This window comes from Micromonospora sp. S-DT3-3-22 (genome assembly GCF_015354745.1).
Classification (GTDB): domain Bacteria; phylum Actinomycetota; class Actinomycetes; order Mycobacteriales; family Micromonosporaceae; genus Micromonospora; species Micromonospora wenchangensis.
In genome coordinates this window covers 73,573-98,390 of record NZ_JACGMO010000004.1, presented here as the reverse complement: position 1 = coordinate 98,390, position 24,818 = coordinate 73,573, and the positions used below count along the sequence as shown (strand labels likewise).

22 protein-coding genes and 1 pseudogene are annotated in these 24,818 nt (G+C 70.6%); 14 read left to right on the top strand and 9 right to left on the bottom strand.

What is annotated here, in order from left to right:
* Window positions 1–16 precede the first annotated feature (16 nt).
* Window positions 17–1,183 (bottom strand): 3-deoxy-7-phosphoheptulonate synthase, encoded by a 1,167-nt coding sequence (aroF, locus tag H1A17_RS02155; RefSeq protein WP_205789432.1) that lies wholly within the window; start codon window positions 1,181–1,183, stop codon window positions 17–19.
* 350 nt (window positions 1,184–1,533) lie between these two features.
* Here aroF and H1A17_RS02150 point away from each other — a divergent pair, with 350 nt between their 5' ends.
* From H1A17_RS02150 to H1A17_RS02110, 9 genes are all read left to right on the top strand, one after another.
* Entirely contained in the window at window positions 1,534–2,205 is a 672-nt protein-coding gene (locus H1A17_RS02150; protein WP_145919219.1) for a cyclase family protein, read from the top strand.
* A 107-nt stretch (window positions 2,206–2,312) separates the two neighbouring features.
* Complete coding sequence (locus H1A17_RS02145) at window positions 2,313–3,656, top strand: aldehyde dehydrogenase family protein (RefSeq protein WP_145919218.1); 1,344 nt, start codon at window positions 2,313–2,315, stop codon at window positions 3,654–3,656.
* A gap of 302 nt (window positions 3,657–3,958) precedes the next feature.
* Window positions 3,959–4,864: a hypothetical protein gene (locus H1A17_RS02140; protein ID WP_205789431.1), complete on the top strand. Its 906-nt coding sequence runs from the start codon at window positions 3,959–3,961 to the stop codon at window positions 4,862–4,864.
* 187 nt (window positions 4,865–5,051) lie between these two features.
* On the top strand, window positions 5,052–6,107 hold the full coding sequence (locus H1A17_RS02135) for an ATP-grasp domain-containing protein (protein WP_309236668.1): 1,056 nt from the start codon (window positions 5,052–5,054) through the stop codon (window positions 6,105–6,107).
* Window positions 6,108–6,142: 35 nt separating this feature from the next.
* The gene (locus H1A17_RS02130; RefSeq protein WP_145919215.1) at window positions 6,143–7,396 is read left to right on the top strand and encodes an ATP-grasp domain-containing protein; all 1,254 of its coding nucleotides are present in this window, start codon (window positions 6,143–6,145) and stop codon (window positions 7,394–7,396) included.
* A gap of 344 nt (window positions 7,397–7,740) precedes the next feature.
* A complete protein-coding gene (locus H1A17_RS02125) occupies window positions 7,741–7,953 on the top strand; it encodes a transposase (RefSeq protein ID WP_145919214.1) in 213 nt (70 codons plus the stop codon).
* A 13-nt stretch (window positions 7,954–7,966) separates the two neighbouring features.
* Window positions 7,967–8,242 (top strand): hypothetical protein, encoded by a 276-nt coding sequence (locus tag H1A17_RS02120; RefSeq protein WP_228542754.1) that lies wholly within the window; start codon window positions 7,967–7,969, stop codon window positions 8,240–8,242.
* Window positions 8,239–9,438 carry an McrC family protein gene (locus H1A17_RS02115; RefSeq protein ID WP_145919213.1) on the top strand — a complete coding sequence of 400 codons (1,200 nt, stop codon included), beginning with the start codon at window positions 8,239–8,241 and terminating at the stop codon, window positions 9,436–9,438. The genes H1A17_RS02120 and H1A17_RS02115 overlap by 4 nt, the downstream gene beginning before the upstream one ends.
* A gap of 284 nt (window positions 9,439–9,722) precedes the next feature.
* A complete protein-coding gene (locus tag H1A17_RS02110) occupies window positions 9,723–10,598 on the top strand; it encodes a hypothetical protein (RefSeq protein WP_145919212.1) in 876 nt (291 codons plus the stop codon).
* 455 nt (window positions 10,599–11,053) lie between these two features.
* Here H1A17_RS02110 and H1A17_RS02105 read toward each other — a convergent pair whose 3' ends face one another.
* Together H1A17_RS02105 and H1A17_RS02100 are read right to left on the bottom strand one after the other, a co-directional pair.
* A complete protein-coding gene (locus tag H1A17_RS02105; RefSeq protein ID WP_194820880.1) occupies window positions 11,054–11,404 on the bottom strand; it encodes an S-adenosylmethionine decarboxylase family protein in 351 nt (116 codons plus the stop codon).
* Window positions 11,405–11,415: 11 nt separating this feature from the next.
* Complete coding sequence (locus H1A17_RS02100) at window positions 11,416–11,928, bottom strand: hypothetical protein (RefSeq protein WP_228542753.1); 513 nt, start codon at window positions 11,926–11,928, stop codon at window positions 11,416–11,418.
* A gap of 558 nt (window positions 11,929–12,486) precedes the next feature.
* On the opposite strand from H1A17_RS02100, the gene H1A17_RS02095 reads away from it, so the two are divergent.
* Window positions 12,487–13,332, top strand: coding sequence for a CoA ester lyase (locus H1A17_RS02095; protein WP_194820879.1), 846 nt, complete (start codon window positions 12,487–12,489; stop codon window positions 13,330–13,332).
* An 87-nt stretch (window positions 13,333–13,419) separates the two neighbouring features.
* On the top strand, window positions 13,420–14,886 hold the full coding sequence (locus tag H1A17_RS02090) for a dihydroorotase family protein (RefSeq protein WP_145919209.1): 1,467 nt from the start codon (window positions 13,420–13,422) through the stop codon (window positions 14,884–14,886).
* Here the strand turns inward: H1A17_RS02090 and H1A17_RS02085 are convergent.
* The 6 genes and pseudogenes from H1A17_RS02085 to H1A17_RS02060 form a co-directional block, all read right to left on the bottom strand.
* Window positions 14,883–15,409: pseudogene (locus H1A17_RS02085) on the bottom strand (transposase); the annotation flags it as partial. The gene H1A17_RS02090 and the pseudogene H1A17_RS02085 overlap by 4 nt on opposite strands.
* 248 nt (window positions 15,410–15,657) lie before the next feature.
* Window positions 15,658–17,013 (bottom strand): FAD-binding protein, encoded by a 1,356-nt coding sequence (locus H1A17_RS02080; RefSeq protein ID WP_145919208.1) that lies wholly within the window; start codon window positions 17,011–17,013, stop codon window positions 15,658–15,660.
* Window positions 17,010–18,107, bottom strand: coding sequence for an amidohydrolase family protein (locus H1A17_RS02075; RefSeq protein WP_145919207.1), 1,098 nt, complete (start codon window positions 18,105–18,107; stop codon window positions 17,010–17,012). The genes H1A17_RS02080 and H1A17_RS02075 overlap by 4 nt, the downstream gene beginning before the upstream one ends.
* Complete coding sequence (locus H1A17_RS02070; RefSeq protein ID WP_088643360.1) at window positions 18,104–19,078, bottom strand: aminopeptidase; 975 nt, start codon at window positions 19,076–19,078, stop codon at window positions 18,104–18,106. The genes H1A17_RS02075 and H1A17_RS02070 overlap by 4 nt, the downstream gene beginning before the upstream one ends.
* Entirely contained in the window at window positions 19,078–19,881 is an 804-nt protein-coding gene (locus tag H1A17_RS02065; RefSeq protein WP_194820878.1) for an acetoacetate decarboxylase family protein, read from the bottom strand. The genes H1A17_RS02070 and H1A17_RS02065 overlap by 1 nt, the downstream gene beginning before the upstream one ends.
* A 118-nt stretch (window positions 19,882–19,999) precedes the next feature.
* Entirely contained in the window at window positions 20,000–21,040 is a 1,041-nt protein-coding gene (locus H1A17_RS02060) for an amidohydrolase family protein (RefSeq protein WP_194820877.1), read from the bottom strand.
* Between the two features lie 97 nt (window positions 21,041–21,137).
* On the opposite strand from H1A17_RS02060, the gene H1A17_RS02055 reads away from it, so the two are divergent.
* Genes H1A17_RS02055 through H1A17_RS02045 form a run of 3 tightly spaced genes read left to right on the top strand, consistent with a single transcriptional unit; the run spans window position 21,138 to window position 24,761 of the window.
* Window positions 21,138–22,856: a thiamine pyrophosphate-binding protein gene (locus tag H1A17_RS02055; protein ID WP_194820876.1), complete on the top strand. Its 1,719-nt coding sequence runs from the start codon at window positions 21,138–21,140 to the stop codon at window positions 22,854–22,856.
* A gap of 4 nt (window positions 22,857–22,860) precedes the next feature.
* The gene (locus H1A17_RS02050; protein ID WP_194820875.1) at window positions 22,861–23,781 is read left to right on the top strand and encodes an isocitrate lyase/PEP mutase family protein; all 921 of its coding nucleotides are present in this window, start codon (window positions 22,861–22,863) and stop codon (window positions 23,779–23,781) included.
* Window positions 23,778–24,761, top strand: coding sequence for a D-2-hydroxyacid dehydrogenase (locus tag H1A17_RS02045; RefSeq protein WP_088643355.1), 984 nt, complete (start codon window positions 23,778–23,780; stop codon window positions 24,759–24,761). Before H1A17_RS02050 ends, H1A17_RS02045 begins: the two co-directional genes overlap by 4 nt.
* Window positions 24,762–24,818: the final 57 nt, after the last annotated feature.

The following is a 24,818-nucleotide window of genomic DNA, read 5'->3' as shown; positions in this document are numbered from 1 at the left end:
CGTCTCCAGTGGGTGGTCAGGCCGAGGCGAGGGAGCCGGCGGCGCGGGCGGTCGGTGCGAGCCGGCGGCCCACGGCTTCCAGGACGGGGTCGAGCTTCTTCATCAGGTCGGCGAACTGCGTGCCGTTGAGTGCCTGGGCACCGTCGCACCGTGCGGCGCGGGCGTCGGTGTGCACGTCGACAATCAGCCCGTCGGCCCCGACGGCGGCAGCCGCCAGCGACATCGGCCCGACCAGGTGTGGTTTTCCGGTGCTGTGACTGGGGTCGACGATCACCGGCAGGTGGGTGAGCCGCTTGGCCTCGGCCACCGCGCTAAGGTCCAGCGTGAACCGGGTACTGCGTTCGTAGCTGCGGATCCCCCGCTCACACAAAACGACATCGTCGTTGCCCACATGCAGCAGGTACTCGGCGGCGAGCAGCCACTCCTCGACAGTGGCGGACATCCCCCGTTTGAGCAGGACGGGCTTGCCCGCGGCGCCGGCTTCACGGAGCAGCTCGAAGTTCTGCATGTTGCGTGCACCGATCTGGAGCATGTCGCACTCTTCAGCGACGCACTCGACGTCCTTCGGGGTGACGACCTCGGTGACAACGGGAAGTCCGGTGCGCCGACGCTGTTCCGCGAGCAGCGTGAGACCGGCGAGCCCGAGCCCCTGGAAGCTGTACGGGGAAGTACGGGGCTTGAAGGCACCGCCGCGCAGCATGACCGCGCCCTCCCCGCGCACCATGTCCGCGATGCCTGTCATCTGTTCGGCGCTCTCTACCGCACAGGGGCCAGCGATCACGATGAATTCGGTACCGCCGAACACGGCCTGCAGGTTCATGCCCACCCGGACGCGGGTGTCCTGCTCGCGGAAGGCCCGGCTGGTCAGCCGCTGCGGCCCCGGCACCCGTAGGACCCGGGAGACGGTCGGGAGACCTTCGAGCATGGTGGCCAAGCCCGCCGTTCCGGAACTCTCGGATACGAGCAACGAGATGTTCCCAAGCCTTGTCAACTCTGCGTCGAGTCCGTTTTCCGAAAGGGTTTCGATGAGGTCCCTGACACTTTCTTGGGGTGCCAAATGATCAAGGATCACGATCACGTAATAGGCCTTCCATGGGCTTGATGTGAACTTCTCCCCGAACAGGGAATGGTGCGGCCGAGCGTACCACCGAGTGGCGGAAATAAATTCCTCGAAGGAGGTCACGCCACAATGGACATAACGAATCTTTCTATCAAGGCATCCTGGAGGTGACCTATTCGCCTGCATCGACCAACGACGGCAAGCGGGGGCAAGGGCCGCGTTGAGCACGAATCCCAGCGAAATGATTGAGACATCTTGTCCGGCCGCTATTAATTAATGGTCACCTCAATGTTAAGAGGTGGCGAATACTGCTTCCGTCAGGAAAATTCTCAAACTCATCAACCGCATTCATCCCTCGCCGCCCAGTCGAACAATGATCTCCATTAATTGTTGGCTCCTCCTCGGAGACGTGTTACCTTTCCTCTGACTCCGCTGCTCCCGGCGGAGTCTCCGCGCTAGTGGTGGAGTGCCGCGTGAAGCTGATCGATATTAGTCAGGGCTGGTTTGAGGGCATGCCCTCCTACGACGCGCCGTGGTATCCGCAATTCCACGTTCATCGGGCTATGACGCCGGCCACCGACCCTTCCGGAACTGGTCGGACGTTCTCCAACCTGGAGATATTTCCCCACAACGGCACCCATATCGAGTCCGGTTTCCACTTCTTCGAGGACCGCGAGAAGATCGACGAGCTTCCGCTCAGCACATTCGTCGGCCGGGCCGTCGTCGCCGACCTATCCCACAAGCGGGACCTGGACCCGGTGACGGGCGAGGACCTGGAGAAGGCCGTACGCGACGTGTGGCAGGAGGGGGACCGGCTGCTCATCCGTACCGATCACCCCGACCGGTACCTCGGACGCGACGACTACTGGGACAAGCCCCCGTACCTCACTGTCTCAGCGGCCGACTGGATGGCCGACAACGGTGCCACGCTCGTCGGTATGGACTGCATCACCGAGCGGCCCGACGACCGCAGCGGCCAGGTGCACCGGCGGCTCCTGTCCGCCGGCATCCCGATCCTGGAGAACATCCAGAATCTCGGGCAGATCTCCAATCCCGTCGTCCAGCTCATGGCGCTGCCCATCAAGATCGCCGACGTGGAGGCCGCGCCCGCCCGCGCGGTGGTCTTCGACGGCTGGCCGTTCTGACCCGACCGCTGCCGCGACGCGCCCCGGTTCCCGTTCCACCCGGAACCGGCCTGTCCGAGTTGTCCACCGCACCGGCCCGGCTCGGCCCAAAGGAAAGGTGATCTGGCGTGCTGTCATCCGTACCCGTGGTGCGCGCCGGAGAGGAACGCACCTCCCGCGACACCCGCGTCCTGCATGGTGTCACAGGCGAACCGCTGGCGACCATGCACGAGGTCCCGCCCCTGGTTGCCCGGTTGACGGTCAAGGCCATGCGGCAGTCGCCCGAACTCAGCCTCAACGAACGCCTCTCCGTCCTCGCCGAGGCCGGCCGGCTCTTCGCCAAGGCAAACCTCGGTGGACAGACCCCGGAGGAGTACTGCCGCCTCCAGGCGCTCGCCTCCGGCGTGCCCGTCACCGTGGCGCGCGGCGTCCTGCAACGGGTCGCCCGGGACGGCGAGACGCTCGGCGAGGTGGTCCGCCGCCAGACACCAGCCGGAGCCGGCGACACCGCCCGCTGGGTGCGGCGCGGGAGCGTCCTGTCCGTCGTCGCGCCCAGCAACCACCCCGGCACCCATGGTGCCTGGCTCCAGGCGATCGCCATGGGCTACCGCGTCGCCGTACGGCCCGGCGGTCGCGACCCCTTCACGCCGTTGCGTCTCGTCCGCGCCCTGCTCACCGCCGGACTGCGCCCCGACTGGATCAGTCTGCTTCCCGGCGGCCACGCCACCGCAGACGCCCTCACCGAGGCGGGCGACCTGGCCATCGTCTACGGCGGCGAGGACACCGTAGCCCGACTTCGCGGCAACAACCGGGTCCTCGTACGCGGACCGGGACGCAGCAAGATCCTCGTGGACACTGAGCCGGACGAGGCCGTGCTCGACCACCTCGTCGCCGAGATCGCCGGGGACGGCGGGGTGCGTTGCACCAACACGACCGCTGTACTGACCACCGGTGACCACAGGCGGCTGGCCGGACAGCTCGCCGAACGCCTGGCCGCACTTCCCACACACCCGGTCACGGACCCCCGCGCGGTGCTCCCGGTCCGACCCCGACCCGAAGCCGAGGCGCTGCGCGCCGCCGCCGCCGCTGCCGCCGGTCCGGTCCCCGACCTCGTCGCCGTCCACTGCCCCGACGGACCGCTGGCCGACGTCGGGAAGCCGGCCGTCGCCTTGCGCCCCGCCGTGTACGTGCTCGACCGCTGCGACCATCCGGCGCTGACGACGGAACTGCCCTTCCCCTGTGTCTGGGTGGCGCCCTGGCGCGAGGCCGACGGCATGGCTCCGCTGGACGACTCGCTGGCCCTCGGCCTGCTCACCGAAGACGACTCCCTGGTTGAGAAGGTCCTCGCCATGCCCGGGGTACGCACCGTCGTTCACGGTCCCGTCGCCCGCTGGTGGCAGGACCCGAACCTGCCGCACGACGGTTACCTGGGCCAGTTCCTCAACGAGGCACGCGGCTACGCCCGCACGTAAACGATCGGCGCGCTACGAACGACCATGCCCCGGCCGGGCCGCACCGTCCTCGTCCATCCCGTGCCCCACCTCTCCGCCCTCCGCCACGATGCACCGAGGTACCCGACATGCCTGCTGCCTGCCCCGACCTCCCCCTCGTCGTCCTCCCGGCGAACAACCTGGTCCGCGCCACGTCCCGGCCCGCCGAGCCCGTGGAGTCCGCCCTACACACCGCCGTGGCCACCCTAGAGGGCCTGCACACTGAGCTTCTGAACCCCAGCGGGGTACGCCCGGCGCAGCTCCGGGACGCCAGGGAGGCCGCAGTGGCGGCCACCACCGGGCTCGCGACGCTCGCCCAGGTGAAGCCGATGGACGCCACCGCGCTCACCCCGATCGTCCCGAACCACGCGTACTTCGGCGTCCGCACGGCAGACATCGACGATGCCCGTCTGGTGTCCGAGACCACTGTCATCATCGCCCGTACGCTCGCCGACCTGAGGATCGCGCGGCTGTCGCTGAACCAGCAGGCCGCCGAGGTCGCCGCGATGGTCCAGGTGCTACGCGGACTCGCCCCGCCGGACGCGGAACGTGACCCAACTTCCCCCTCCTCGCCTGCCGGACCGGCCCCTGTCACCCCAGGCCAGGACGAACTGACCCGTTGGGTCATCACGCACCACTTCTACTTCGTGCTCAACCTCGCCGCGGCCGACTCCGTGACACGCGCGCTCGCCCTGCACCGCGACGGCGAGTCGGAGGCCACCAGAGCCGCGCTGCGGGAGGCCGTTACGTATGTCCGTGCCTTCACCGCCGCGATGATGCACTCCGGCGACATGTCGGCACCCTGCTACGACGCCGAGGTCCGGCCCACCATGAGCCCGCCGGCCGTCCCCGCGGCGCTCACCGGACGGACACAGCCGGAGCACAAGGCGTTCCGCAAGGCCATGCGCACCCTCGTGCGGACCTGGACCGACTCCTTTGACAAATTGGCCGCCAACGACCCCGAGGTGGCGCTGGCCCGGGACTCGCTGCTGGAGGCTGACCTGCAGGACATCGAGCAGCACATCACTATCACGGCCGCCCTCGTCGGCGACGACAGTTCGATCATTCAGGCAGCCAGCGCGGCCGGCAGCGCCATCGCCATGCTCCGCTCCATGCGCCACACCCGCGCCGAGGAGTACCGGCCGCTTATGCGCTTCGGGGACAATGTCACGTTGCTCGCCGCGAGTTGACCGGGGCCGGGCACGACGGGGTTTCCCCGAGGAACAGATCGGAGAGAGACAGATGGCTCCGCGTATTGCTCTACTGGGCGGTCGACCGAGCGTCCTGAGGTCTGCGGCGGAACTGGGCTGCGGGGTCGTCCTGCTGGCCAGGCCCGGTGGCTACGATCCTGAGGCCGCACGGCGCTGGTGCATCGAGGTGATTGACGTCGACCTAGGCGATCAACCGGCGGTCCTGGCGGCCGGGCGGGGGCTACAGGCGCGGTCACCCGTGGTCCGTTTCTTCTCGCCGACCGAGTTGGGGCTAGTCGCTGCGGCCCGGCTCAACGAGGACTTCGGACTCGGCGGCAACTCGCTGCGCACCGTCACCCTTCTCAAGGACAAGTCCGCGATGCGGAACCACCTTGCCGACCTCGGCCTATCGCCGGTCCGTTTCCGCGTCGTGCACAGCGCACGCGAACTCACCGCGTTCCTGACCGAACTCGGTGGTCCCGGCATCGTCAAACCGCTCGACTTCGGCGGCAGCGCGGACGTCCACAGGGTCGACGGCCCACACCGGGCCGCCGAGATCTGGTCGCGGGTCGAGGCCGCCGGGCGCGAACGGATGCTGGTGGAGGAGTTCCTCACCGGCTACGAGGTGAGCGTGGAGGGCTTCTCGACGGACGGCTTGCACACCGTCGTGGCCATCACTGACAAGCTCCTGGGCACCGGGTTCGTGGAGGTCGGACACTCCGTCCCGGCATCCGTGGATGAGCACGTCCGCGCGGCGATCGCCGAGCTGACAGCGCGGCTGCTCGACGCGGTGGGCCTCGTCGAGGGCCCTTCCCACACCGAGATCATGATCACTGCCGACGGGTTGCGGATCATCGAGTCCCACAACCGGGCCGGTGGCGACAACATCCCCGAACTGGTGCGGCTCGCCTGCGGCGTGGACCTCGTGCGCGCCGCGGTCGCCGTTCCACTCGGTCTCGAACCCTGGGAGAAGGAACTCCCCGCACCACTAGGCGGCGCGGCGATCCGCTTCCTGTCCGCCGAGCCCGGCGTGGTGACCGACATCGCCCTGCCGACCGAGGGGCTAGAGGGCGTCACCCTCGGTGTCAAGGCGAGGCCGGGCATGGTGATCCCGCCAGTGACCTGGTCCGCCGACCGGGTGTGCGGGGACGTCATTGCCGTCGGCCGGGACGCGGTGGAGGCCGTGGCTCGCGCCGAGGCCGCCGTCGCCCGGATCCGGATCCGGACTAGCCCCGTCGCTTGAGACCGCGTCCGAATCCCTGCACGGTGAGGAAACCAATGAATGTTGCCAGTGCCCCGGCGGTCGTCATCGTCGACGCCTACGCCAGTTCGCGCTGTCTGGCACCGCTCTTCCGTGCCCGCGGTTACGACTGCGTGCACGTACAGAGCACGCCTGACATCCCCCAGAACTACCTGCGTGGTTACCGCCCCGAGGACTTCAGCGGACACGTCGTCCACCACGGCGACCTCGCCGAGACGCTGCAAGCCCTGAGCGCGTACCGGACGATCGCGCTAATCCCCGGGGTGGAACGCGCGGTGCTGCTCGCCGACGCGCTCAGCGAGCGGTTGGGCCTGCCGTCAAACGGCACCGCGCTGAGTCCCGCCCGCCGCGACAAGTACCTGATGATCGAGACTGTCAGGGCGGCGGGCGTGCCGGCTGTCGAGCAGCTCCACACCGCCGACTTGGACGAGCTCCTGCTTTGGTACGACAAGACAGGCGGTCGGACGGTGCTGAAGCCGGTCAGCAGCGCGGGCAGCGACGGCGTCTACTTCTGCTCCGGGCCCGAGGAGATTACGGCGGCCTTTCAGTCGCTGCACGGCACCACGAGCGTGCTCGGCCAGCAGAACGAGGCGGTGCTTGCGCAGGAATACCTGGTTGGCCATGAGTACATCGTCAACACCGTCAGCCACGGTGGCACGCACCGCGTCTCCGACATCTGGAAGATGCACACCCTCAGCGCCAACGGGGTCGCCGAACTGGCCGCCGGTGCCGAACTGCTGCCCCGGCGCGGACCGGAACAGGACGCCCTAGTCGCCCACACCTTTCAGATCCTGGACGCCCTCGGCATCGCTTACGGCCCCGCGCACACCGAGCTGAAGCTCACCCCGGACGGCCCGCGGTTGGTCGAGACGGGGGCCCGGGTATGCGGGGCCGACGTCCACGTGCCCGTCACGGCAGCCCTCGGCACGAGCCAGCTCGACCTCACCGTCGAGGCCTGCACCAACCCCGTAGGGTTCCTCTCCGCAGCCGACGAGGACTATTGCGTCGACCGCCACGCCCGCGTGGTCAACATGGTGGCGCCCCGGGGCGGGGTGCTGCGCTCCTATCCCCGGCTGGACGACCTGCGCGCTCTGGACAGCTTCCACGACGTGCTGTTCCGCGTGCACCCGGGCGAACCGGTGCACCCGTCCATCGACGATTGGACCTTCCCACTCCGGGTCTACCTGCTGCACGAGATCGCGGCCACCGTCGCCCGTGATGCCCTGACCACGCGCTATCTGGACGGCGAGGGCTTCTACGAACTGGCCTGACGCCCCCCCAGATACTTATGGGCGGGTGGCGTTCAGGGACGAACTGGCCGAGACGCTAACATGCGCCGCAGTCGGTGGAGCTGGCTGACGAATCTCGTCGGTGCGGCGAACTCACGGAACAGGTCTGCACCGAAGCGGCCGACTCGATGCCCAGCAGGGCGGGTGCCGGATGTCCCTTCTCTCCCCGAGACGGCCGGCCAGCGACGGCCGGTCTTTGGGTCTGCTGCACCGATAGGTGACAGGCTTGCCCTGTGGGCGGGCTGGAAGGATGTCGCTGTGCCCAAGCCCTACCCCGAGAGTTCCGCGATGACGTCATGCGGGTGGCCCGTGACCGTTATCCGGGCGTGACCGTCGAGCAGATCGCGAAGGACTTCGGGGTCCACCCCATGACGTTGTTCAAGTGGCTGCGCCAGGCCGACATCGACGCTGGCGCGAAGCCCGGCACGACCAGCGGCGAGTCAGCCGAGCTGCGCGAGGCCCGCAAGCGGATCAAGCTCCTCGAACAGGAGAACGAGGTCCTGCGGCGGGCCGCGGCCTACCAACGGCAAGGATGGTGACGAGCGGGCCGCGTTGCTGGCGGCGCTCAACGAGTCGATCGGCGAGGAAGACCACGACTTCAAGATCGGCCCGTCGTACCTGATGAAGCCGAACCTCGACAGCGAGGCTGCGCTCGACCGCGTATGGCGCTACGACCTGATGCCGCTACTGGAGGAGCATTACTACGGACGGCTCACCCGGACCCAGATTCGCAACCGATTCGGACTCGCGGCCATCCGCGCCCGCGCCACTCCGGCGGACGGTGGCAACTCACCTACGAACACCGACGAAGCGTCACCATCGGAATGAGCGGGCTGCCAGTCAACGTCGCCGAGCTCGACAAGGCCGGCGCGCTGCGGCAGCTCGATGACGATGCCGCAAGCACGCTGAGCAGCACTGGGCTCGTTGAGGTGCGTCCTGAAGGCGGTGGTTGGTGGCGCCTGCTGCCCACCGGCAAGGTCGGCGCGGTCCGCATCGACGGACTCGACGTCCAGGTGCAACCGAAGGTGGGGATCGCCCGACTGCTCTTCCTGCTCGGCTACGCCATGGACCCGGGGTTCCGGCCGGAAGACGTCACCGCTACCCCCGAACCGGACCTGTGGCCGGCACTGGCCGAGTCATTGATCCGGCAGGCCGAGCGCGCACTCGCCCCAGGCGTCCTACAGGGCTATGTGTCGGTCGACGAGTCGCTGCCGCTGGTCCGCGGCCGGGTCCGTTTGGCTGACCAGTTCGCCCGCCGTCCCGGCATACCGCTGCCGATCGAGGTGCGCTTCGACGAGTACGCCACGGACATCGTCGAGAACCAGATCCTACGCACGGCCTTGCGGCGCATGATGGCGGTTCCCCGGCTGCCGGCCGGGGCGCAGGCTCGCCTCGCCCACTTGGACGGTCGCCTCGACGGCGTACGGGTGCTACCGCACGGAGCGTTCCTACCGACTTGGCGTACGAGTCGGCTGAACGCTCGGTACGCCCCCGCCCTCAGGTTGGCACAGCTGGTGCTCCACTACCAATCCGCAGAGCCTGGCCCTGGTGACGTCTCCATGGCCGCGTTCGTCGTGAACATGGCCAAGACCTTCGAGGACTTCGTCACAACCGCCCTGCGCGAGGCGTTGGCCCCGTATCCCGGGCGCACTGACGGCCAGTACCCGGCGTACCTCGATGTTGACCGGACGATCTCCATCCGACCCGATGTTGTTCATGTCATCAATGGCCGGCCCGTCGCGGTCTTCGACACGAAGTACAAGCTTGAAAGCGCCAACTCGGGTTACCCGAACGCCGACGCGTACCAGATGCTTGCGTACTGCACGGCGCTGAACCTCCCCCTCGGGTGGCTCATCTACGCGCAGGGCACATCTAAGCCCGGCCCGCGTCGGATCCGCAATACCGAGATTGACGTCGTGCACCACCCACTCGACCTGATCGCACCACCCAGAAGGATTCTCGCAGATATCGACATCCTGGCACGCAAGGCCGTGCACCAACACGAGGAAACGCAGCGCCGTTGACGGATCCCGGCTCAGGACCCTAGTGCTCCACCGCCCGCCGACCGCTTCTCGTGCGGTGGACACACGCCCGCAGACGGCGCTTGCCGGCGTACGGAAACTGCTGAACGCCTCCTGGCCAGTACGAAGAGGCCTGCTCGCTGCCGGATGACCAGCGCGTTCCAGCACCGCCGGGCACCGGCGCCGAGGGCTTGCGCCGCCTCTCTCTGCCTACTGTCCTGTAACGGGTTCAGCAGAAGCCACACGGCGGGCTGATCTTGTCGCCGCCCTGTGCTACTCCTGTCCCCGTGACCACGGCCTCCTTCCGCTACCTCCCGCTCGGGCAGATCCACCTCTCCTTCGGGGAGGTCCAACTGACGCCCGGCGTCGCCAACCACCGTCTGATCATCCCGGCCCAGGTCACCGGTACCTGGCTGGATGCCAAGGCCCCGGAGAGCAACGCCCAGGTGCTGTGTGTTGGCACCGTCTGGCTAGAGCGGCCGTTCTTCCGCTGGGTAGGGGGCCTGGAGCCCCAAGTCGTGACCCTCCGCGGCTATCCGGCGGCGGAGGAGTTGGTCGTTTCCCTCACCGATGACCAGCTCATCTCCCTGGAGAGCGCCTGCGGACAGGACGACATCGTCCTGCGACTCAAGCTTCAGGTAACCCTGTTGTCGCCGCCGGGCGACGTGCATCCGGTGGCCCATGATGAGCTGCCGGTCCGCATTCCGCGTGGCCGCTGGCTGGAGCTGCTTGACCAGGCCGGCACGGAGGTGGGCGTACTGCTCCGGGTGCCCAGCCCACTGACCGACTCGGCCCTCACGCCGCCGCCGGCAGCCTCCGACAAGGACGCGGCCTCGCTTAGTCAAGCTGCTGCCCGGCTGCGGCAGGCGCGGGCCGAGCTACGTGACCAGCAGTGGGAGCACTGCGTGGCCACCTGCCGGCGGGTACTAGAGAACATCTCCTTGCTCGTTAGTATCCCGTCCGCCAAACAGGTCTTCTCTGTGCCGGCTGACAGCCGCACCCAGGACCAGCGTTGGGCGGCCGTCTACTGGGACGTCAAGGGAATGACCCATGCCGCTCACCACGACGACAGCACCACGGGAAGCTTCTCCTGGAGCCGGGCCGACGCCGAGGCGATCTTGGCGACGACGGCGGGGTTGCTGAGAAGGTATACGCAGGGCTAGCACTCCAGCCACAGCTGGTGGATTCGGTGTCTTCGCTGGTAGTGGTCCCGTTTGGCGCAGTATTGGTGCCAGCATCACCATCGTGACCATCGATGTATACGGTCGCCTCGACCGCCTCCTGCTGATATCCGCGCAGCGGCGGACGAGCGCAACCGAGACGGACCGCCTCTCGGGGTTCACCTGATTCCCGTAGCCGTCAGCGGCGGAGGTGGAGTTCTCTCAGTAGCTGTCCAAGCAGGCCAAGACCGACGGAGTGGAGCCCTGGCAAGGCCGGGAGGACCGGGCCGTTTCGAGCCGACGCTCGATGCAGAGTTGCGCACCTCGACATGCCCGGCCCTGGCCCAGCAGTACGTAGCAGATGACCCGGCTGCGACGGGTGTGTGCACGGCATGCATGGCCGAATAGACCAACGGCGTCGTCACTCCCTCCGGGTCCATCGTCGTATCGATCGCGGCCTAGGCGGCGATCCGCGCCGGTAGCGGCAGACGCGGAACTCGACCGTTGAGGGCGACGTCGCCGCCGAGCAGCGCGAGGATCGGCGCGACGGCCATGTCTGGGTCGCTGTCGGCCCGGCAGGTGAATACGTCGATGTGGGCGAGCCCGAGCTCGGGCCACGTCGATACGGTGATGTGGGACTCGGCGAGGATCAGGACGCACGTCGCGCCGTGCGGTTGGAACGGCTCGATCAGTTCGGAGCGGGCCGTGTTGCCCAACAGGCGGCACGTCTCCCGCATCGCGGTCATGATCTGCCCCGGGTCGACATCGGCCCTGGCGCAGTTGGTCACGTCGTAGACAGCGTGGATCACGGGTGCTCCGATCAGGCGGCGCGGGGCGCGGGGCGGGCGGCCAGGTGCTCGTTGAGCAGGGCGGCGAGGTAGTCGACGGTGTAGGAGCGGTGCAGCCGCTGCGGGTCGCTGGCCCACCGGGAAACCTCGGCCCACAGGGTGTCGAGGACTTGGTCGCCGTGCTCGGCCAGCAGGACGTCGAGGTTGAGGAACAGCTCGGGCAGGTCGGCGTACGCGCCGTTGGCGACGTAAAGGCTTTTGGACAGCTTGCCGCCGGTGCGGTCGACCACGAGCGGTGTGAACACGGAGACGGGCCAGTCGTGCGGCGGTACGCCGAGGGTGGCCAGGCCGGGCGCGAGGACTTGGCCGTGCCAGGCTCCGCCCCAGTCGGCGCCGTCGGCGGAGACGGAGCAGGCGTCGTACAGCTCCCGTTCGGCCGCGAGGAGGTAGCCCTTCTGGATCGAGCGGACCGGGGTGTTCGCGTCGTACCAGCCGCCGCCGTTGACCGGGACGTGCTCGGTGTAGGGGCCGTGGCCCTCCGGCAAACCGGGGGAACCTCAGGCCGTATACACCCTCCACCAGCCAACCGGCCAGGCTGATCGGGTTCGGCAACGCCGCCGCACACGCCTTGGCATACAGGTCCATGAGTCAGGTACGTCAGGGCTCGGGTGATGCGGTCGACGGCCTTGCGCAACACCGGCACCGCGAGATCCGCTCACCCCTCGGCGACCAGTCGATCACACTCCTCGGCCACCCGGCGGGCGGTCTGTGAGTATTCCCGTCGCCCCCGGTAGGGATGCCGCCGGCGATCCCATCGCAGCGATCCGCCAACACCGTCAGATCGTCACCGGTCATCTCTCCGTCTCAGCGGACCGCTACCCGGTCTCGGGCACGCGCCACCTATCGCGTGGAACATGCCAAATAACCAGGACCTGGACAACGGGATCGGTGCGATCCCCGTTGACCCGGCGCTTCTCCGACCGGGGTCGCCGAAGCCCGACGTGACTGCCTGGCACGGGCCGGGCCGGGCCGAACGGCAGGCCGCGCGCTGCGCCTCAGCACACCGCGCTAGATTGGAACACCGTTCCAACTGAGGAGGCGTTATGGTGTCCCGGTCCTGGCTCTACGTCCCCGGCCACTCGCCCCGGATGCTCAAGAAGGCCGCCGGCGTCGGAGCCGACGCCATCATCGCGGACCTGGAGGACGCGGTGCCGGTAGCGCAGCGGCCGACCGCCCGTTCGGTGGTCGCCGACTGGCTGGACTCCGGCGCCACCGGCGACGCCGACGCCTGGGTCCGGGTCTCGCCGGACGCCCTGGAGGAGGATCTACGGGCGGCGGTCCGCCCCGGCCTCGCCGGCCTGGTGGTGGCGAAGGTGGACGGCCCGTCCCTGCTGAGTCGCCTCGACGCCCTGCTCACCGACCTGGAGAGCGAGCGCGGCCTACCGGTAGGGCACATCGCGGTCTCGCCCCGACTGGAGTCGGCGCGCGGGCTCCGGCAGATCGACGCCGTCGCCGCCGCACCCCGGGTGTTGCTGCTCGGACTCGGCGAGGCGGACCTGACCGCCGACCTGGGCCTGCGTGCCGGTCCGGACGAGCTGGAGTTGCTTCCGGCCCGGTTCGAGGCGGTCGTCGCCTCGGCGGCCGCCGGGCTGGCCGCGCCGGTCGGCCCGGCCACCGTGAACTACCGGGACACCGACAAACTGCGGGCCGGCACCGAGGCCCTGCGCCGGCTCGGCTTTTCCGGACGGACGGCGATCCACCCCGCTCAGGTGCCGGTGATCAACGAAGTCTTCACCCCGACCGCCGAGGAGGTGGCCGAGGCCGAGCGGGTCATCGCCGCGTACGCCGGCGGGGGCGGCGGGGCGGCGGCGGTGGACGGCACCGGAACGATGGTGGACGAGGCGGTCGCCCGTTCGGCCCGGGCGGTGCTGGCTCGCGCGCGTCGGTAGCCGATCCATCTGTTCCGCTCAACGGATCGGTGTTGCGCTCAGCGGTCCGACGGGCTTAGCCTGTGCCCACCGCAAGGAGGTGGCCCCATGGCTTATGACCTGCTCATCGCCAACACGCGGGCGGTGCGCCCGGGCGAGGACGAGCCCGTCCCAACATCCATCGCGGTCCGGTCGGGCCGGATCGCGGCCATCGGGCCGGACCTCTCCCCCGCCGGTGCCGAGGAGGTGGTCGACGCCGGCGGCCGACTGGCCTTCCCCGGCGCGGTCGACGGACACCAGCACTGGGGGATCTACAACCCGCTCGACGTCGACACCGCCAGCGAGTCGCGGGCCTCGGCGCAGGGCGGTGTCACCACCGGGCTGACCTACATGCGCACCGGGCAGTACTACCTGAACCGGGGCGGCAGCTACGCCGAGTTCTTTCCCGAGGTGCTGCGCCTGGCCGAGGGGCGGGCCTACGTCGACTACGCCTTCCACCTCGCCCCCATGCAGGCCGGCCACATCGACGAGATCGGCATGCTGGTCGACGAGTTCGGGGTCAGCTCTTTCAAGATCTTCATGTTCTACGGTTCACACGGCCTGCACGGGCGCTCCACCGACCAGTCGTCGTTCCTGATGACCCCGCCCGGTGAGCGCTACGATCTGGCGCACTTCGAGTTCGTCATGCGCGGCCTTCAACGGGTCCGGGAACAGCGGCCCGAGCTGGCGGACGGCATCAGCCTGTCGCTGCACTGCGAGACCGCCGAAATCATGGCGGCCTACTCGAAACTGGTGGAGGAGGCCGGGGATCTGAAGGGATTGGCCGCCTACAGCGCGTCCCGCCCGGCGCACTCGGAGGGGCTCGCGATCACCATCGCCTCCTACCTGGCCCACGAGACCGGCCTGCCGGCGATCAACCTGCTGCACCTGTCCGGCGAGAAGGCGATGGAGTCCGCGCTGCGGATGGCCGCCGCCTTCCCGCACGTGGACTTCCGCCGCGAGGTCACCATCGGCCACCTGATCGCCACCTACGACACCGCCGCCGGGCTCGGCGGCAAGGTGAACCCTCCGTTACGCGCCGAGTCCGACCGGCAGGCGCTCTGGCGGGCCGTGCTCGCCGGACAGGTCGACTGGGTGGTCTCCGACCACGCCTGCTGCCGGGACGAGGCGAAGTTCGGCGCCGACCGGGACGACGTCTTCGTGGCGAAGTCCGGGTTCGGCGGGGCGGAGTACCTGCTCCCCGCCCTGATCACCGAGGGACGGCGGCAAGGGCTGCCGCTGGGCCGGGTCGCCGAGTTGGTCTGCGCCAATCCGGCGAAGCGCTACGGGTTGTGGCCGCGCAAGGGGGACCTGGCGGTGGGCTTCGACGCGGATGTCGTCCTGGTCGACCCGGACCGCACCTGGACGGTGACGGCGGAGGCCAGTGAGTCCACTCAGGAGTACACCCCGTTCGAGGGGTTCGAGCTGACCGCCCGGGTGGACGACGTATGGCTGCGCGGACATCGCATCCTCCGCGATGGCGCGGTCGTCGGCACCCCGCGCGGTGAATACCTGCGCCGCCCGGTCAGCCGCTAGGCCGTGTTTCGTAGGGCGCGGAGCCATTGGTTGATGGCGGCGATGGTGAGGGTGGCTTCGTAGCGCACGGCGAGTCGTAGCGGATGGCCATGGCGCGGTGTTGTTTGAGCTGGTTGATGCCGCACTCCACGGCGTGACGCAGGCGGTAGGTCTCGGGGTCGAAGGCGGGCGGACGTCCGCCTTTGGAGCCTGTGGCCTTGCGGTGGGCGTCCTGGTCGGTCTGGCTCGGAATGCACACGCGGATGCTCCGGGATCGCAGGTGGGCTCGGTTGGCCGTGGACGTGTTCGCCTTGTCGGCCAGCACGGTGTCGGGGCGGGTCCGTGGCCGGCTGCCACCGGGGCGGGGGACGCGCACCTTGGCCAGCGCGGGGATGAACCGCGGGCTGTCGCCGCGTCGTCCGGCGGTCACCACCACGGCCATCAGTTTGCGGCCCTGTTCGCAGGCCAGATGGGTCTTGGTGGTCCAGCCGCCCCGCGATCGGCCGAGCCCGTGATCGGCCGGTTCGGTCTGCACACCACGAGGTGAGGAGCCGGGCCAAGATACCGTCACGCTGCCAGCGCCGAAATCATCGATACAGGGTCTGCCAGGTCATGTCGCCTCACTGCCGCTACGCTCGGCACGAGGTCTCCGGTGTGAAGTTCTGCTTGGTCGCTGCACCAACTACCGGAGACCTCTTCGATTAGCGACCACCGCCATGCCATAGGCCGCTACGAAACACGGCCTAGCGGCACCGCCGGTACCGGCCCGGGTCAGACCGGACCGGTACCGGATCAGGCGGTGGCGTGCCGGCCGGCGAGGTATCCGAGGCCGAGGGCCGCGAGCAGGCCGTTTCCGGCCAGATACCCGTCCGCCCCGTGCCCGGAGATGCCGACGGCCGCGCCACCGGCCGCGTACAGTCCCGGCACCGGCTGCCCGGCGCGCAACACCCGGGCGTGCCGGTCCACCCGCAGCCCGCCCTGGGTGTGGAAGAGCGCCCCGGTGACCCGGACGGCCGCGTACGGCGGACGCAGCGGCGCGCCCCAGGCGCTCCGACCGAACGCGTCGGACGCGGTTCCGGAGGCGGCCGCGTCGGCGTCGGCCAGGGTGGCCGCCAGTGCGTCGGTCGGAGCGCCCAGCACGGCGGCGAGCGCGTCGACGTCGTCGGCCCAGCGGACCGCACCGGCGGCCAGCACGTCCCGGTAGTCCTTGAACGCCCGGCAGGCGTCGTGGACGCGTTCGTCGTAGACCACCCAGGCCCGGCCGTCCGGACGGGACAGCACCGGTACGGCGTACTCGGAATAGCCGACCGTCTCGTCTCCGAAGCGTCGCCCGGTGGAGTCGACGAGGAAGCCGCCGTGCATGACCGTCGCCCAGGTGAGCAGGATGGCGTCCGGTACGGCCAGCGAGCCGTGCCCCTGGTAGGCGTCGAGGTAGCCGGTGTCCAGGCCGAGCCGTTCGGCCAGCCGCAACGCGTCCCCGCGCGACGCCTCCCCGCCGTGGTAGACGCCGTGGGCGATCTCGGGCAGGTGACGACGGACCAGGTCGGGGTCGGCGGCGAAGCCGTTGGTGGCCAGCACCACCGCCGGGCAGCTCAGCTCCTCCCGGCTGCCGTCGGGTCGTTCCAGCACCGCGCCCCGGACCGCGCCGCCCTCGTCGGTGCGCACGTCGACCAGCGTGGCCGGCACGATCAGGTGCAGGTCGTCCCGGTCCGCGGCGGCGTCGAGCAGGGCGCGGTGCAGGGCCGCACCGGAGCGGTCCGGCACACTGTGGCAGCGCAGCGCCGAGTGCCCCGGGTAGCGGAAGTCGGTGACCAGTTCGAGAGGGACCCCGCAGTCGTCGGCCAGCCAGTCGACCAGCTCGGGGGCGACCGAGGTGAGCGCGGCGGCCACGACCGGGTCGACCCGGTCGTGGGTCTTGGCCCGGATGTCGGCGAGGAACCGACCGGGTGAGTCCTCGACGCCGGCCGCCCGCTGCCAGCGACTGCCGGCGGCCGGGATCATCGAGGTGCTCATCGCGGTGTTGCTGCCCTGCCGGAACGTCTCCCGAGCCTCGGCGAGGACGACGGTGCGGCCGGGTCGGGCGGCGGCCAGCGCGGCAGCCATGCCTGCCGCTCCGGCGCCGGCGACCAGGGTGTCGCAGTCGCTCATGAGCCGGCCGTCCCGGGCGGGCTGTCGGGGTCGAGGCCGTAGAAGCGGGCCGCGTTGCGCCAGAGGATCTTCTCCCGGGCCGTGGTGTCCAGGAAGTCGGCGCTACGGATCCAGTTCGCGGCGCCACCGGGGTGGTCCCAGGCGAACGGATGGTCGGTGCCGATGGTGAGCTGGTCCACCCCGACACGCTCGATCACCAGCTCCAGCGCGCGCTCGTCGTGCACCAGCACGTCGTAGAAGAGGTTGCCGGCGGAGAGGTACTCACTGGGCGGTCGGGCCATCGTGCGCTGCGCCGGGGAGATCATGTGCCAGCGGTGGTCGAACCGGCCCAGCGAGTGGATCGCGATGCCGCCGCCGTGGGTGAAGCACATCCGGAAGTCGGGGTAACGGTCCAGCAGGCCGGAATGAATCACCGTCATCAGCCCGATGCTCGCCTCGACCGGCGCGGCGAACGAGCTCTCGAAGTAGTACCGGCCGAGCCGGTCGCCGGCGCCGAGCTTGTCGAAGAACGCCGGGTGGACGTTGGCGGTCACGCCGGCCTCGGCCATCGCCTCCAGCACCGGCAGGATCTGCGGATCGTCGAGGTTGCGCCCGTTGACCGCCGGGGTGAGCACGAAGTGCCGCAGCCCCAACTCCGTCACGGCGTGGTCGAGCACGGCCAGCGCGGCTTCGCGGTCCTGGAGCGGTAGTTGCGCCAGCCCCCGGTAGGTGCCCGGGGCGGCGGCCTCCAGTTCGGCCAGCTCGGTGTTGAGTTCCCGGCAGAAGGCCGCGCCGCGGGCCGCGTCCAGGTGGTAGTTGAACAGGAACCCGGCCACCTGGACGGCCTCGAAGCCGATCCCCTGCTGCTCGGCGCGGGCGGCGAGCCGGGCCGTCGGGTCGGCCAGGTCCACCTCGGGCGGGGCGAAGGCCAGCACGGTACGTCCCAGCGCGAACGCCCGCCGGCCGTCGGCCTCGGTGACCGGTCGCCAGCCGTACCAGTCCCGTCCTTCCCGCCCGGCGGTGAGCAGCCCTCGGGGCCAGAAGTGGGTGTGGGTGTCGATGGCCGGCACCCCGGAGACGGCGTCTCCGGGGGCCGGGGCGGATGCGGCGGTCATGCCACCTTCACGATCTTCCCGTCCTGGACCAGGATCTCCCCGTCCACCTCCACGGTGGGGGTGAGCAGCAGCAGGTCGACGTGGATCGGGGCCTTGACCGTCCCGCCGACCACACTGTTGCCGAGGGCGAAGTGGACGGTGCCGACCTGCTTCTTGTCCTCGGTGATGTTGCCGAGGAAGCGGGCCGCCGGGTTGGTGCCGATGGAGATCTCACCGAGGTTGTCGCCGTTCTCCACCCCGTCGATCATGCGGCGCAGCTCGCCGGCCTGGTCGCCGCCCTCGATCCGGACCGCGCGCCCCTGGTCGAAGTGGACCCGGATCGGTTCGCGCAGCTTGCCGAGCTGGTGCGCGGAACCGTCGGCGACCAGGACCCCCTGCCCGGTGCCGGTGGCCGGAGCGCTCCACGCCTCGCCGCTGGGGTAGCTGGAGATCTGGCCGGGCTCACGGGCGAAGGACGCGCCCACTCCGCAGGTGACGCCCTCCAGGCTGGCCGTGAGGTCGGAGCCCTGCTGCGAGGTGACCCGGATCCGGGAGCCGGCGGTGATCGCGTCGGCCAGCGGTTTGGTGATCCGGTGGACCTCCTCGTAGTCGGCGATGCCCGCGCCGCCGGTCAGCTCGGCCCGGGTCACCCCGGTCATCACGATCGCCCGGGCGCCCCGGTTGAGTGCCTGCTTGAGTTCGGGGGTGAAGCTCAGCGCGGTCGAGGTCGGCGAGATGATCACGTCCGCGCCGGCCAGTGCGGCGGCGACGATCCGGTTCGCCGGTTCGCCGGCCCGGGCGCGGGCGGGCTGGACCAGCAGGGTGCCCTCGGCGCCGGCGGCGGCGACCGCCGCGAGGAGCGCGTCGACGACCGCGTGGTCGGAGTTGTGGTCGGCGGCGACGGCGACGAGTTCCCCGGGCCGCACGGCCAGGGAGGTGTTCACGATGTTGTCGGCGGCCTTGGCGACCTGGATCGCGGCCCAGTCGGTCATCAGTGGTCCTCTCGCAGCAGGGTGGCGCCGGCCTTGGTGGTCCAGCCGCGCTGGAAGCTGTACGCCTCGACGATCTCCAGTGGCTGGAAGCCGTCGAGGTCCTCGTTGATCACGTCGGTGAAGATCTCCACGCCGCCGGTGCCCTTCCAGGCGTCGATGGTGGTGGCCCGGTCCAGGTCGAGGGCGAAGAGCTGCCGCTGGTCGGGCACCTGCGGGCTGGGCGAGGGGATGTGCCGGTAGGTGTAGACGCGGTGCCCGTGCGAGGGCACCGCGTCGTCGTCGATCTTCTCGGTGAGCTGGATGTCCACGTTGAAGATCCGCCGGCCGAACCGGTCCACGGTCCCCCGCATCCGGCTGCCGGGGCCGATCGGCCCGATCGCCGGGTTGGCCGGTTGGATCTTGGTCTTGTGGATGACGCCCTGCTTCTTGGCGAAGCCCATGAAGTGGCCGAAGACCACCGACCAGTCCTCGCTGACGTAGATGTAGGCGCTGAACCGGCCGGGCTGGCCCTGGTAGGTGCAGTAGAGGCCGAGGATGCCCTCCTGGTACTGCGACCACTGCGGTTCGGTCCAGGCCTGGTCGGGGTGGCTGTCGCTGACCTTGACCATATCGGCGACGTAGGCGTAGGCCAGGGCCTCCGGGTGCAGGTCGAGGCCGTCGGGCAGGTAGGCGCGGGCCTTGTCCGGGTCGACCCGGTAGATCACCTGGATGGCGTCGGCGCTGATGTGGTGCGGGGGGTCGTCGACGAGCGCCGCCCGACCCGACGGGGACAGGGGATTGCCGAACCCTCGAAGCGTGGCCATCACATTCCTTCCACTCAGCGAAACGGCGTTCCACGAAACGTAGGGGGGCCCGTCGAACCGTGTCAAGGGCCGGACGGACGCCGTGACCAGCGAATCCGCCGTCGGGCGCGACGGGACGTCAGCCGGCGCCGCCGACCGCCCGCCGGGCGCCGTCGAGGAAGAGAGCCGCGTTCTCCCGGACCACCATGTCCTTCTCCCGGCTGGTCAGGAACGGCTGATCGGCGACCCAGCGCACCGCGCCGACCTCGGGAATGTCCCCGCCGTACGGGTGGTCGGTGCCGATCACCACCCGGTCCGAGCCGACCCGCTCGACAAGCAGTTGCAGGGCACGCTCGTCGTGCACCAGGCAGTCGTAGTGGAACCGGCGCAGGTACCGGTCCGGAGCCTCGGCCAGCAGGCCACTGTCGCGCCCCTGCAGGTAGCGCAGGTTGAGCCGGCCGATGCCGTACGGCAGCCAGCCACCCCCGTGCGAGCAGCAGATCCGGGCGCCCGGGTGCCGATCCAGCAGGCCCGAGTAGATCAGTGACGCCAACGCCAGCCCGGACTCGAGAGGCACACCCACCGAGTTGTCGAACATGTGCCGGCAGGTGCGCTCACGCCCGGCACGGGTGTACCAGTTGGCGTGGATGACGATCGCCGCCCCGGCGGCGAGCACATGGTCGAGGATGGCGACCACCTTCGGGTCGTCCAGATTGGCGTCCTCGACGTTGGTGCCGATGCTGAACGCATACAGGCCGAGGTCCTTCACTGCGTGGTCGAGCACCCGCAGCGACGCGTCGTGGTCCTGGAGCGGCAGCAGTCCGAGGCCGGTGAAGGTGCCGTCGGAGGCGGCCTGTGCGTCGGCCAGGTCCGCGTTGACGTCTCGGCAGTACGCCTCGGCCTCGGCAGCCGGAAGGTCGTACCCCCAGAGGAAGACCGGGACCATCGCCGCCTCGCGGACGATGCCCTCGGCGGCCCGGCGTTCCCGACGGGCGGCCAGGTCGGTCGAGTACAGGTCGACCGGGGCCGGGGCGTCCCGGTCCCCGGCCACGATCCGAGGGGTGGCGGCGGTGAGGTCGGCGTCCCAGGCGTGCCAGCGCCGGCCGGCCCGGACGGCCGACGCGAACTCCCGGGGCCACCAGTGACTGTGCAGATCCACGGCCTGACCAGGTCGATGCATGACACGCACCCCTCTTGTTCCGGTTGATGAAACGGTGTTTCATAAAGTAGCGCAGCCGACGGGGGCGGGACAGGCCGACCGACACAGGACGTGACACATGGATCTGACATACGGAAGCGACGTGATGGTGGCGCTGCTCCAGCGCCTCGGCATCCGGTACGTGGCAGCCAACCCCGGTGCCTCGTTCCGGGGCCTGCACGACTCCCTCACCACCAGCGGAAGCCCCGAGGTGATCTCGGCGCTGCACGAGGGCGTAGCCGTGGCCGTCGCCCACGGCTACGCCAAGGCCTCCGGCGAGGTGATGGCCGCCGCCGTGCACAACCTGGTCGGCCTCCAGCAGGCCGTGATGGCGACCTTCAACGCGTACGCCGACCACGCGCCGGTGCTCCTGCTCGGCGGCTCCGGCCCGTCCGACCAGGCCCGCCGCCGACCGTGGATCGACTGGGTGCACACCGCGAACCAGCAGGGCCAGGCCGTCCGGGACGTGGTCAAGTGGGACACCGAACCCACGTCCGTCGCCGCCCTGCCCGACCTGATGCTCCGCGCCCACCAGCTCGCCGTGGCCCAACCGCCCGGCCCCACCTACGTGGCCCTCGACGCGCTGATGCAGGAGTCGCCCGCGCCCGCGGTCGACCTCGGCGACTGGGGGCCGGCCCCGCTCGCCCCGCCGACCGCCCCGCTGGATCGCCTCGAGGCCGTCGCCGACCTGCTCGTCGCCGCCGACTCCCCGGTCGTCCTCGCCGACTTCGTCGGCCGGAGCCGGGCCGGCTTCGACGCGCTGCGCCGGCTCGCCGAGACCCTCGCCGTGCCCGTGGTGGACCTCGGTAGCCGGCACAACTTCCCCACCGGGCACTGGGCCGACTGCACCGCCGACCGGGCCGGCCGGCTCGCCGACGCCGACCTCGTCCTGGCGCTGGACTGCCGGGACGTCCGCTGGGCCACGTCCCAGGTGGACAACGACCGGCGCGGTTACCGGATGCTCACCCGGCCCGGCACGAAGCTCGCCGTGATCACCCTCAACGACCTGAAACACAACGGCTTCCTCGACCTGGAACCGCCGATCCGGGCCGACGAGTACCTGGTCGCCGACACCGCCGTCGCCCTGCCCGTCCTCGCCGACCTGGTCGCCGAGCGGGTCGCCCGCCGCGCCGACGCCGTCGCCGCCCGACGCGAGTGGCTGACCGGCCACACCGCCGCGCTGCGCGCCGCGCAGGGTCCGCCGCCCGAGTCGCCGCACGGCGGGATCACCGAGGGCGTCCTCGCGGCCGCCACCTACGACGCGGTACGCGACGGCCCCTGGCAGATCGGCTTCACCATGTTCCGGGGCTGGCCCCGGCGCACCTGGGACCTGGTCGACTACAACTGCCACCTGGGCGGCTCCGGCGCCGGTGGCCTCGGCTTCGGCATCGGCGGTTCGATCGGCGCGGCCCTGCACCACCGCGACGACGACACCGTGGTGGTCGACCTGCAACCCGACGGCGACCTGCTCTACACCCCGCAGGCGCTCTGGACCGCCGCCCACCACCGGCTCCCGCTGCTGGCCGTGGTGGTCAACAACCGCAGCTACGGCGCGGACTGGCTGCACCAACGTCGGGTGGTGCAGACGCGCGGCGGCGACCTGGACCGGGCCCGGCACGGCATGGACCTGACCGGACCGGACGTCGACCACGCCGGGATGGCCCGCGCCCAGGGCGTCGAGGCGTTCACCGTGACCGACCGCGACGCCCTGGCATCCACCCTCACCGAGGCGGTCAAGGGCGTCCGCGAGGGTCGTCCCGTCCTGGTCGACGTGGTCGTCGACCTGCCGGAGGTGTGATCCGATGCCGGTGCACGCCCCGGTCGGCTTCGCCGACGTCCTCGCCGCCGAACCGCCCGTCTACGCTGCCGGCGTCTGGGACGGGCTCAGCGCCACCCTGGCCGCCACAGCCGGTTTCCGCTGCCTCTTCGTCTCCGGTTTCGCCGTGGCCGCCTCGCTCGGCCTGCCCGACGCCGACCTCTACACCCGCGCCGACATGACCCGCGCGGTCGGCGTCGCCGCCCGGGCCGGCGGCCTGCCGGTCATCGCGGACCTGGACACCGGCTGGGGCAACGCGGTCAACGCGTACCACGCCGCCCGGGACTTCGAGCAGGCCGGCGCGGCGGCGCTGATGCTGGAGGACCAGATCTCCCCCAAGCCGGGGCCGCTGAGCGAACAGGCCGGAGTGAGCCTGGTGCCCCGGGCCGAGGCGGCGGCGAAGGTCCGCGCGTGCGTCGACGCCCGGGACCGGGCCGCCGTGGTCGCTCGGACCAACGCCGACACCGTCGACGAGGTGCTGCGGCGCGCCGAGGCGTACGCGGCGGCCGGGGCGGACGTGGTCTTCCCGATGCGCCACGACGAGACGTTCCCGTTCGAGGCGTGGCAGGCCACCCGGGACGCCTGCGGCCGGCCACTGGCCGCCGCGGTCGCCCCCGGCAGTTGGCTGGAACGCGAACTCACCCCCGGCATCGCCCGGGAACTCGGCATCGCCGTGGTCATCTACGGGCTCCAGGGCCTGCTCGCCACCGCCCGCGCGCTCACCGCGGCGTACACCGACCTGCTCGGCCCGGAGCCCGGCGTGGTCGCCGCCCGGGGCGTACCGCTGCGCGAGTTCACCCGGCTCATCGGCTACGACGAGGTCACCCGGCTCCGCGACCGCTACCTGGACGCCGGCGGTGTCCCGCCCCGGCCGGGCGGCCCCGGGGCCGGGCCGGGCGACACGTGAGCGGGTCGAGCGGCACCGTCCTGGCCGCCGCGCACGCGCTGATCGCCCCGCTGACCGAGGCGCAGGTCGAGGCGATCCGCGCCGCCGCCGCACCCGAGCAGGTGGTGGTCGCCCGGGACCCCGCCACCGTGCTGCGGCACGCCCCCGACGCGGCCGTCCTCTTCGGTGACATCCAGCCGGCCGCCCTCGACGCCGCGCCGAACCTGCGCTGGGTGCAGTCGGTCGGCGCCGGCGTGGACCGGATCGCCGCCCACCTCGCCGGCCGGGACGTCCGCCTCGTCTCGGCCAAGGGCGGGATCGTCGGCGCGCACCTGGCCGAGCACGCGTTCGCGCTGCTGCTCGCCCTCACCCGGGGCGTGGCGACGGTGCTGCGCGCGCCCGACTGGACCGACGCGTACCGCATCGCGGTGCGGGCCACCCAGTGGGAGTTCACCGACCGGACCATGCTGGTGGTCGGCCTCGGCGGGGCCGGCCGGGCGGTGGCCCGCCGGGCCCGGGGCTTCGAGTTCGCGCGGATCGTCGCGGTCGAGCCGGAGTCCGTCGAGCCCGGCCCCGACGTGGACCTGCTGGTCACCCCGGACCGACTGGACGAGGTGCTGCCTACCGCCGACGTGGTGGTGCTCACCGTGCCGCTCACCCCGGCCACCCGCCACCTGCTGGACGCCAGCCGGATCGCCACGCTGAAACCCGGCGCGATCCTGGTCAACGTCAGCCGGGGCGAACTGGTCGACGAATCGGCCCTGCGCGCCGCGCTCACCGGCGGACGCCTCGGCGGGGCCGGGCTGGACGTGGTGACCAGGGAGCCCCTCGCCCCCGACGACCCGCTGTGGCGACTGCCCAACGTGGTGGTCACCCCGCACATCGCCGGCGGATCGCCGCGCCGCGCCGAACGGGTGGTCGAGCAGTTCTGCGAGAACCTGCGCCGCTGGCACGCCGGCGAACCCCTGCTCGGCGAGTTCGACCGCGACCGCGGCTACTGAGATCCGGGACCCCCGCCCGACCAGACGTCGCGCCGGCGGTCCGGGGCGGCACGGCGT

Coding starts and splice junctions, on each gene's coding strand:
- H1A17_RS02130 (WP_145919215.1), top strand. CDS start 6,143: ATGAATGTTGCCAGTGCCCCGGCGGTCGTCATCGTCGACGCCTACGCC.
- H1A17_RS02115 (WP_145919213.1), top strand. CDS start 8,239: ATGAGCGGGCTGCCAGTCAACGTCGCCGAGCTCGACAAGGCCGGCGCG.
- H1A17_RS02095 (WP_194820879.1), top strand. CDS start 12,487: ATGGTGTCCCGGTCCTGGCTCTACGTCCCCGGCCACTCGCCCCGGATG.
- H1A17_RS02090 (WP_145919209.1), top strand. CDS start 13,420: ATGGCTTATGACCTGCTCATCGCCAACACGCGGGCGGTGCGCCCGGGC.
- H1A17_RS02080 (WP_145919208.1), bottom strand. CDS start 17,013: ATGAGCGACTGCGACACCCTGGTCGCCGGCGCCGGAGCGGCAGGCATG.
- H1A17_RS02075 (WP_145919207.1), bottom strand. CDS start 18,107: ATGACCGCCGCATCCGCCCCGGCCCCCGGAGACGCCGTCTCCGGGGTG.
- H1A17_RS02070 (WP_088643360.1), bottom strand. CDS start 19,078: ATGACCGACTGGGCCGCGATCCAGGTCGCCAAGGCCGCCGACAACATC.
- H1A17_RS02065 (WP_194820878.1), bottom strand. CDS start 19,881: ATGGCCACGCTTCGAGGGTTCGGCAATCCCCTGTCCCCGTCGGGTCGG.
- H1A17_RS02060 (WP_194820877.1), bottom strand. CDS start 21,040: ATGCATCGACCTGGTCAGGCCGTGGATCTGCACAGTCACTGGTGGCCC.
- H1A17_RS02055 (WP_194820876.1), top strand. CDS start 21,138: ATGGATCTGACATACGGAAGCGACGTGATGGTGGCGCTGCTCCAGCGC.
- H1A17_RS02050 (WP_194820875.1), top strand. CDS start 22,861: ATGCCGGTGCACGCCCCGGTCGGCTTCGCCGACGTCCTCGCCGCCGAA.